This window comes from Methanococcoides methylutens, from assembly GCF_000765475.1.
Taxonomy (GTDB): Archaea; Halobacteriota; Methanosarcinia; order Methanosarcinales; family Methanosarcinaceae; genus Methanococcoides; species Methanococcoides methylutens.
Genome location: NZ_JRHO01000013.1, coordinates 226,627 through 234,699, shown reverse-complemented (window position 1 = coordinate 234,699; position 8,073 = coordinate 226,627). Strand labels below are relative to the sequence as shown.

The following is an 8,073-nucleotide window of genomic DNA, read 5'->3' as shown; positions in this document are numbered from 1 at the left end:
TATCAATTACTTGTAACTACAAATTTGCAAAATGGAGTGAAAGAAACGAACTCATTTGCAAATTATGTGTGAGGGAAATGTCATCAAATTAGAATGGGAAAAATTATGAACTAATTTGATAATCTCACTTGAGTTATCTTGTATCATACCAAACAAAGTAAAAGAACTAAAAAAAGGTGAGGGTTCGAATTTCTCCCCTCGCATAGCATTTCGGGGATATAGTTAACAGAAAAAAAGTGTACGGGGTTGTGCAAATTTGTCGCACAATCTTCATTTGTAATTACTGTCTAAAAACAATGGGAGTCAGAAGAAAGAATTATATCCTAAAAGTGACTTGGTAAAAATATGTTTAGTGAAAATACACTAATAACTGTAATAATTTTTTGTATTATTGCATTTTCTTCTGAAAAACACTATATTGGTAGATTTTCTTTGTTACCTTATGTTTTATTAGTATACTTTGAGATCAATGAAAACTGGTCAATACTACCAGATTTGTTAAAATTGTGGATTATAATTGGGTTTGTAATTGGACTGATAGCATTAGTTTCAATCATTAGTAATGATCCAATGTCATCAACAATATATGATTTAAGCTATGCAATTTATAGTGGTAAAACAGTAATGGGAATATATATTCCATTAATATTGTTTAAAGAATATTTTCCAACTTTTCTATTTGAACCATTGTTTTTTGCTGCAATGATAATTGGAATTGTTAGTTTTTGGTATGTAGGAGTTAATATTTTTAGCAATGATCCTCCCTTTAACTGAGTATACTTTGTACGCTGTTTTTTGGAGTATAACACAACATGCTCAAAGGGTCATATCGAAAAATACATTATACCGTATTTTATACTTTTTTTGATATGAATATAATACATGCTTTGAGCAAGCACATTAAATATTAATATGAAAAGAGATGTTAGATAAATAACAAGGCTAATTAATTATTTTAGGATGAATTAAAATGGGAATTAACTCTTTAACTGCTTCTTCAGCAGATTCATTATTTTTATTTACTAACATAGACATGGTTATAATTTTACTTCTCTCATTATCATTGCTTGCACTTAATTATTATCTTTTAAATAAAAAATCATGTTTTGAAGAAGATTCTCATAAATTTGCTTATTATATCTTAAATTTTGTAGGATTTTGTGTCCTTTTTTTAGCTTTATTGGGATTTTTTAAAGATCCTGAATTTAATACTGGATATACTTTTATATTATTTAGTGAAGGTTTATTTTGGTACTCTTTGAGGCTTTCAAGAAAAGAAGAGATTCAATCAAGCTATGGCGATAAAGAATACACGTATAATTCATTGATTTCTTATATGCATACTTCTTTAGTAGGCTCTTTGTACATGTTTTTTGCAATTGGCACATATATAATTAATAATTTTACAATCAGTGAAAACAGTATACTTATCTTTAGTACAATGCTTTTGATTTCGGTTATTAAAGTCTTTTATGGAATCTATATGGATGATAAAGGTGATGTCCACTACCATTTTTGGCAACTTCACATCTATGCTTATATTTTCGTAATAATATCTGTTTTTTTATCAGCAACAACATTTTTACTTTCTCTTCTTTTTAGCCTAAATGGATACCTTTTAGGAACATTTTCTGCAAATGAAATTTCACAGAATGGAAACAAAAAGTTTCATAACTTGACATTTAGTGCTTTAATATTATTTTTGGCTATAAGTGGATTTTATCTAATGATTAATAATTCCAGCTATAGTCCTTTGTTACCACTTCTTCCAGTCGCACTATTAATGGCAAGGACGTTGGTACAGTTTAAGGAAAAGGACTATTCTGATGAATCACAAGACACGGTTTGGGGTTTGTCTATTATAACTTGTGTAATTCTCTATCTTGCATTAACTTGGAATGTTTTTTATATGCTTATGCTCGATTTCTATAACGCGGTTCTACCTTTATAACATACAAAGGTTTTGAGATTGAGATATAGTCTATAAATAGATTTAGTTAGCAATTACCCAAGTTTCCAACCTTTCCCTCACATGAGCATTGAGAGAAAAAGGTTCATCACTCTTAGCATTCTGCTTCATGTAATGCAAAGTACCCTTTGAAAAACCCATCTTCTTCCATTCGGTGTATGGCATATCTAGAATCTTCTTCCTCAATAGGTCTGAATCATCCCTCTTACCAACATAAACAGGTTTCACAAACTCAACGGCTTTTCTCTTACCAACAAGATGATGGCTTAACTCCCTTGCTTTGAGCAACAGGACAGATCCCCAAGAACTGTTTTTCTTCCTGTACTCAACCTTACCGTTCATTACAGAATTGAATTCTTCAGTAACCTTCCTTGCTCCAGTAGGTCTAAGTCTTAACGAGAAACTTTCAGTCCTTACAAAATCCTTGTTATCCATAGCTCCCTTTTCAATCAGGTTCATTACAGCAAGATCAACAATGAACCTGAACGGTTCTTGGAGGTCATAAGCAAGACTGTATTTGCTCTGATTCATCTCATGAAGGAAACCAACGTGAGCATCAAGACCAACTGAATTGATGGCTCTCAGGCATTCAGATTCAAGCAGAGCATACCCATAATTGAGCATCACATTGACTTTATCGCCTGCTCCGTTTGCCCTTCTGTAATTATCCGTTCTTGCCTTGAAATCATACTGTTCAGGAACAGCTTTGGCATACTCATTCCAGTATTTCCAAGCAACTCCACCTTCAACACCAAGTATCTCCCTTATGGATTTGGCTTTTTCAAGTTTAGTCTTATCATCAGAGAAATCATACTCAATCTCAGGATATCTTTGTTTAAGGTAATCAAGAACAGCCTCAGATTTGGAGAACTTGGCTTCAATGAACTTCTTAGCAAGCTTTACTCTTATATCCTGATCTTCATAAGCATGATACTGAGCAAACTTTGTTTTAACATTGGTACTTTCAGAAGGAAGCATTGTTGTAAGCAACTTACCGTTCCAGTCCAACATAGTGGTTTGTACATTGTGCTTAATCAGCCACCTGATAGCCTCAAGGCTTAAAGATCCACTTCTTCCATACACAACAATACTATCAATATCCATCCTCTTTGGAGAGAACACATACTCTTGTGGTTCTTCGGTGGTTGAGAATCTGCCATCTTTGATATGGAGTTTAGCACCATCAACATGCATGTTGATTCCATGACCGTTTAGAAGTAACATTTTCATTAGATATCAACTCACTCAGGTCTGTATGACCAACTTCCATCCTCTTTAGTTTTCTCGAGATTTGTAAGAGCCTTTTTTCTAATCTCAGCAATAAGCCCTGAATTCTGGAGTTTACCTTCAGCAATAAGCTCATTTTCCAATCCAAAGAGTTCTGTTCTATGATCTTCAATTAATTTTGCAGTGAATTCATAAGAATAATCATCGAAAACTGAAATTAAAAGGTCTAAATCTTTTGCATCTTCGATTAACCTATCAATAACAGCTTCATCATTATAGAATCCGAGTAACCAAATAATATAGGATCTAATCGGTGAGCCTTTTTCAACTGGATGTGGATATTCTTTTAATAATCTCCTTAATTTATCCAAAAACTCTTTTTCGTTTTTGGGCTTGATGTTCTTATTGATAAGATGTCTGTAAATTACTCTCAGTATGTTTACCGTCAGCTCATCATCTTTACTATTCAAGAATTGAATAAGAACATCCAACTGGTTTGGAGTTAAAGAGTACTTTGTCTTGTAGAGATTGATCTCATCAAGAACTCTTTTTTGCATATTTATGTTATCAGTTTCAAGACCTTCAAAAATAAAGTCTATGTGATTCTTAATTCCTGAAAAATCTTTAGGCAAGATATAAGAAGAACGTCTATCGGTTTCCTCAATACCATAAGCCTCAAGCTCTTCGAATTTTAAAGTTGTTAGAATACCTCTTTGAATTAATTTGGAGATCTTCTTTTCAACGTTTGGTTTTGAATATCCACTATCCTTTGGATGAGTTTCATATAAGTAGTCAATTAGCTTCCCTTTTCTTACAAAACCTTTTTCAGAAACATAATCAACAACTTCGTTGTCAAATTCTATTATTTCTTCTTTTCTTATAGATTTCTTAGTGGACATTCTTAGTTTCTCCAAGAAATAAGCTGTTCTATATCAACAACGATATGAATACTACATCAATCTATACATCAAATATGTATTTATTGCCATAAATATATTGCTATTTCTACATCATTTTCTATATCAAACTATACATCAAATAGGTACTTAATGATAGCTTGTGTACACGTTTTTTGATGAATATGAATCAAACAACAAGAGTTATCGTATCGCTTTCTCCTTACCTGAAGGAGAAACTTATGCAGAAATCAGAAGAATACGGATGTTCTCAGGCAGAAATTCTCAGAATGGGATTAATTCGACTTTTGGAGGTTGAGATATGAGCAGAAAGAGATTCTCTAAAGAATACAGGACTTATGGAGAATGGCTCAAAGCTCAACCAAGAACCACAGAGTATGCCAGAAGGATAATCCGATTCCATGAGAGATTCCCAAACCTCAGTTTGAATGAACTGAGAAATACCAGGCTAAAAGATCATGATCTGAGTACAGCATCTTGGAATATTTTGAATTCGCAACAAAAGAGGGATAGAAAACTATCTCTTCAGATTCTCAGGCTCATGAGGAAAGATGTTCCATTTTCAAAAGCCGTTGAAAAGACTGGGATTCACAAGAAAGATGTAGTCAGAAATCTTGGAAAGTATCTCTATAAGTCCAAAGGAAAGTGGAAGGTAACTGCAACAGACAGAATTGAAGTTGAAATGCTGATTTATGACAGAGATGCAGGTCAAATATCAATAGTAACCACAAATTCAATTGATAGATCATTGATTGGTTCATATTTCAATGCGGTTAATAGAGCCTTAAAGACTGGAGATTCAAGTTTATTGAAAAGATTTGATGATATACAGATCATTGATGCAAACGGTGAAGAGCATTCGTTTGTAACTGACCTCGACGAGCTTTATGAGATTCAGGATTCTCAGGAAGAGCCTGAATTCTTAGAGATATATGGAAACTGAGGAGTGGATACTATGGAAAAGGAAAGCTATGCTAATTACATTAAAAGAAATAAGAAAGGGAAGAAGCCACCTATTGCTTGTGCAGTATGTGGGGAAGATGATGCAAATATCATTGAGATGCATCATGTTGAAGGAAGGAATAATTCAGAATGGATCAAACCACTCTGTAAGAACTGCCATGCAAAGATAACAGCAGAACAGAACAAGCTCAGTCCTAAAGTGAGATACAGCAAGGCTTCTTTACAGAACAAAAGAGCCTTTAATATCATTTCAATTGGTGCATTATTGAGAGAGCTTGGACAGCAGTTGATTAATGTTGGAATGGGAATGACCGAAAATGTCTAAGATTGCTGTAAGGGGATATACTCAGAAGATTAAGGGATCTTCAGGAAACCCTTTCTTCAAATCAAAAGAAGTTCCACTAAGGCACAATAGGATATTGGCATTTGATACTGAAACAACAATAGATCAATACCAGAATTTCAAGATCGGTTTCTTTCAGATATATCAGGAAGGTTACATTCAGCATGAAGGGTTATTCTATGATCCTTCAATGCTCACCGAAAAAGAAGATAAGACTTTTTCAAGCTATGCAAGAAAGAATGAAATTCCCCTTTATCTTCTGAATGAGTTTATTGATGATGTTTTCTATCCTGAAATCTTTGAATCGGAAACCCTTTGTGTTGGATTCAATCTCCCTTTTGACATAAGCAGGATCTCAAAAAGAGTTGGAGATTCAAGAGGGAGGAACAAGGGAGGATTCACTTTTACTCTTTCAGAGAACAAATTCAATCCTCCAATTATTGTTAAGAAGATGGGAGATGCTCATTCCTTCAAATTTACATCAACTAAGGAGAATAAAGGGGATAACAGAAAATACGTATATTTCCTTGATGCTCAAAAGCTTGCTGAAGTATTGCTTCAAACAAAAAGAATCTCCCTAGATAAAGCAGGACAGAAGCTCAATACCAGTATTAAGAAGATGAAAGGAATTGAGCATGGAAAGATAACAAAGCGATACATTGATTATTTGATTCAGGATGTTGAAACAACCTATCAGGTTTATGAGAAGCTTATTGATGAGCTTGATCTGTACCAGATAGACATCCCACCAACCAGAATATTCAGCTCTGCGTCCATTGGAAAACATGCTTTAAGGCAATTGGGTATTCAATCGTTTTTAGATCTTAATCCCGATTTCCCTTCTGAGATGATTGGAAACATCATGACGTCTTACTATGGCGGGAGGTGTGAATGTAAGATCAGGAAAGAGCCTGTAAATGTAACAACTCTTGATTTTACTAGCATGTATCCAACCATTACTATGGATATGGATCTCTGGAAATACATGATTGCTGAATCACTTGAGATGAAGGATGCTACTGATGAGATCAAAGACATGCTCTCAAAAGTAGATTTTGCCTATCTTCAAAATAAGGACAACTGGAAAGATTTTGTTGTAATGGTTAAGATTGTACCTGATAATGATATATTGCCTGTCAGGATGGATTACAAAGGCTCTGGAGCAGGGTTTAACGTAGGGATTAATTACTTTAGTTCTGATCTTGAGTTATGGTATGCTCTGCCTGATATCATAGCCTCAGTTATTCTTACTGGCAAAGTTCCAAAGATCGTTGAAGCTATCAGGTATATTCCAAAAGGTATCCAGAAGGGATTAAGAAAAAGTCAGATACTTAGAATTGACATTGATCCCTCAAAGGATAATCTTGTTCAGGTACTTGTTGAGGAAAGGCAGAAGATCAAGATTAAGATGAAGGGTATCAACAGGGTAGATCCAGAATATCAAAAGCTAAAGAGCAGAGCACAGGCTATCAAGATACTAGTTAATGCTATGAGTTATGGGATCTTCATTGAGCTTAACCCAGAGGATAAGAAAAGTGATATTCAGGTTTATGGTTTGGATGACTTCAATACATCTGAGAACAGGTTTGAGAAGGCAGGTAACTATTATCATCCCTTGCTTGCTGTTATGATTACAGCAGGATCTAAGCTGTTCTTGGCAATGGCAGAAGCCAAAGTTAAAGAGCTTGGTTCTGTCCATGCCTACATGGATACGGATTCAATCTTTGTTCCTCCTGAACATGCTCAGGAGATCATTGATTATTTCCAGCCACTCAACCCATACAACCTTAATATTGATCTGTTGAAGCCTGAAAAAGAGGAGATGTGGTTTTATGGGATTTCCTCCAAGAGATATGCCCTTTACTTATGAAAATGGAAAGATCAAGTTCATGGAAGGAGAGAGATCTTTCAAGTTACATGGACTTGGGCATTTAACAAATCCGTTTCCAAAAGCTGTTGAGGATTGGCAGGCTGAGATCTGGGTAGATATTCTCAAGCTTCATTATGGGATGATCTCAGGAATAGACATTGAAGAGAATATTCAGGATTATATGCTATCTCAAGACTTACTGTTTCAACTGCAAATGTTTTGAGAAGGTTCAAGGGATTCAATGCAGGCAGAGAATGGAACGACCAGATCAAGCCATTCAATTTCTATCTTGTAGGATTCCAGGCAGTTGAGGAAGATGGTAATGCTGTAAAGCCATTAGCTCCTTATTCAAATGATCCTCAAAAGGTTGTTTATGAACCATTCATTGATTATGAAACTGGATATCTCAAGGAAGGTTCTCATTATTTCAAGCCATTGAGCAGGACAATTGGGCAATATGTGGAACATCCTGAACACAAGTTTAATGGCGAGGTTGGGATTCTTGAGAGGAAACATGTCCATGCTGATGGTGTTGTTTACATTGGGAAGGAAGCAAACAACATTGATGAGCAGGAATTGGATGTGAAGCAGGCTCAGGTATTTGTTGATGTGGAAGAGGTAAAGAGGAAGATTCTTTCTTTAACACCTGCTGAAGCTAGGAAGATTGGAATCAAGTACAGGAGTACATTAAAAAAATTGAAGGATAGGGTGAGGGGAGGGGAGTTTAAGCTGGATACGAAGGAAATAAGAAAGATAGTTGGTACAATTACATAAATTTTAAATT

Annotated in this window: 9 protein-coding genes; 7 read left to right on the top strand and 2 right to left on the bottom strand. The window is 34.8% G+C overall.

What is annotated here, in order from left to right; genetic code table 11:
* The first annotated feature begins 345 nt into the window (after positions 1 to 345).
* Both LI82_RS07250 and LI82_RS07245 read left to right on the top strand, forming a co-directional pair.
* Entirely contained in the window at positions 346 to 774 is a 429-nt protein-coding gene (locus LI82_RS07250; protein WP_048194585.1) for a hypothetical protein, read from the top strand.
* A gap of 196 nt (positions 775 to 970) precedes the next feature.
* Positions 971 to 1,951 carry a hypothetical protein gene (locus LI82_RS07245; RefSeq protein WP_048194583.1) on the top strand — a complete coding sequence of 327 codons (981 nt, stop codon included), beginning with the start codon at positions 971 to 973 and terminating at the stop codon, positions 1,949 to 1,951.
* A gap of 42 nt (positions 1,952 to 1,993) precedes the next feature.
* Here the strand turns inward: LI82_RS07245 and cas1 are convergent, their stop codons facing one another.
* Together cas1 and LI82_RS07235 are read right to left on the bottom strand one after the other, a co-directional pair.
* On the bottom strand, positions 1,994 to 3,199 hold the full coding sequence (gene cas1 / locus LI82_RS07240; protein WP_048194581.1) for a CRISPR-associated endonuclease Cas1: 1,206 nt from the start codon (positions 3,197 to 3,199) through the stop codon (positions 1,994 to 1,996).
* 11 nt (positions 3,200 to 3,210) lie between these two features.
* Entirely contained in the window at positions 3,211 to 4,095 is an 885-nt protein-coding gene (locus LI82_RS07235; protein ID WP_048194580.1) for a hypothetical protein, read from the bottom strand.
* Between the two features lie 319 nt (positions 4,096 to 4,414).
* Here LI82_RS07235 and LI82_RS07230 point away from each other — a divergent pair, with 319 nt between their 5' ends.
* The 5 genes from LI82_RS07230 to LI82_RS13405 are packed head-to-tail and all read left to right on the top strand — an operon-like array spanning position 4,415 to position 8,063.
* On the top strand, positions 4,415 to 5,056 hold the full coding sequence (locus tag LI82_RS07230) for a hypothetical protein (protein ID WP_048194579.1): 642 nt from the start codon (positions 4,415 to 4,417) through the stop codon (positions 5,054 to 5,056).
* Positions 5,057 to 5,068: 12 nt separating this feature from the next.
* Positions 5,069 to 5,401 carry an HNH endonuclease signature motif containing protein gene (locus LI82_RS07225; protein ID WP_048194578.1) on the top strand — a complete coding sequence of 111 codons (333 nt, stop codon included), beginning with the start codon at positions 5,069 to 5,071 and terminating at the stop codon, positions 5,399 to 5,401.
* Entirely contained in the window at positions 5,394 to 7,289 is a 1,896-nt protein-coding gene (locus tag LI82_RS07220; RefSeq protein WP_236622704.1) for a DNA polymerase, read from the top strand. The genes LI82_RS07225 and LI82_RS07220 overlap by 8 nt, the downstream gene beginning before the upstream one ends.
* Positions 7,252 to 7,512: a hypothetical protein gene (locus LI82_RS13410; protein WP_236622703.1), complete on the top strand. Its 261-nt coding sequence runs from the start codon at positions 7,252 to 7,254 to the stop codon at positions 7,510 to 7,512. The genes LI82_RS07220 and LI82_RS13410 overlap by 38 nt, the downstream gene beginning before the upstream one ends.
* Positions 7,509 to 8,063 carry a hypothetical protein gene (locus tag LI82_RS13405; protein WP_236622702.1) on the top strand — a complete coding sequence of 185 codons (555 nt, stop codon included), beginning with the start codon at positions 7,509 to 7,511 and terminating at the stop codon, positions 8,061 to 8,063. Before LI82_RS13410 ends, LI82_RS13405 begins: the two co-directional genes overlap by 4 nt.
* Positions 8,064 to 8,073: the final 10 nt, after the last annotated feature.

Bases quoted from the DNA above. Each gene is read 5' to 3' on its own strand.
- LI82_RS07250 (WP_048194585.1), top strand. From the start codon at position 346: ATGTTTAGTGAAAATACACTAATAACTGTAATAATTTTTTGTATTATT.
- LI82_RS07245 (WP_048194583.1), top strand. From the start codon at position 971: ATGGGAATTAACTCTTTAACTGCTTCTTCAGCAGATTCATTATTTTTA.
- cas1 (WP_048194581.1), bottom strand. From the start codon at position 3,199: ATGAAAATGTTACTTCTAAACGGTCATGGAATCAACATGCATGTTGAT.
- LI82_RS07235 (WP_048194580.1), bottom strand. From the start codon at position 4,095: ATGTCCACTAAGAAATCTATAAGAAAAGAAGAAATAATAGAATTTGAC.
- LI82_RS07230 (WP_048194579.1), top strand. From the start codon at position 4,415: ATGAGCAGAAAGAGATTCTCTAAAGAATACAGGACTTATGGAGAATGG.
- LI82_RS07225 (WP_048194578.1), top strand. From the start codon at position 5,069: ATGGAAAAGGAAAGCTATGCTAATTACATTAAAAGAAATAAGAAAGGG.
- LI82_RS07220 (WP_236622704.1), top strand. From the start codon at position 5,394: ATGTCTAAGATTGCTGTAAGGGGATATACTCAGAAGATTAAGGGATCT.
- LI82_RS13410 (WP_236622703.1), top strand. From the start codon at position 7,252: ATGGGATTTCCTCCAAGAGATATGCCCTTTACTTATGAAAATGGAAAG.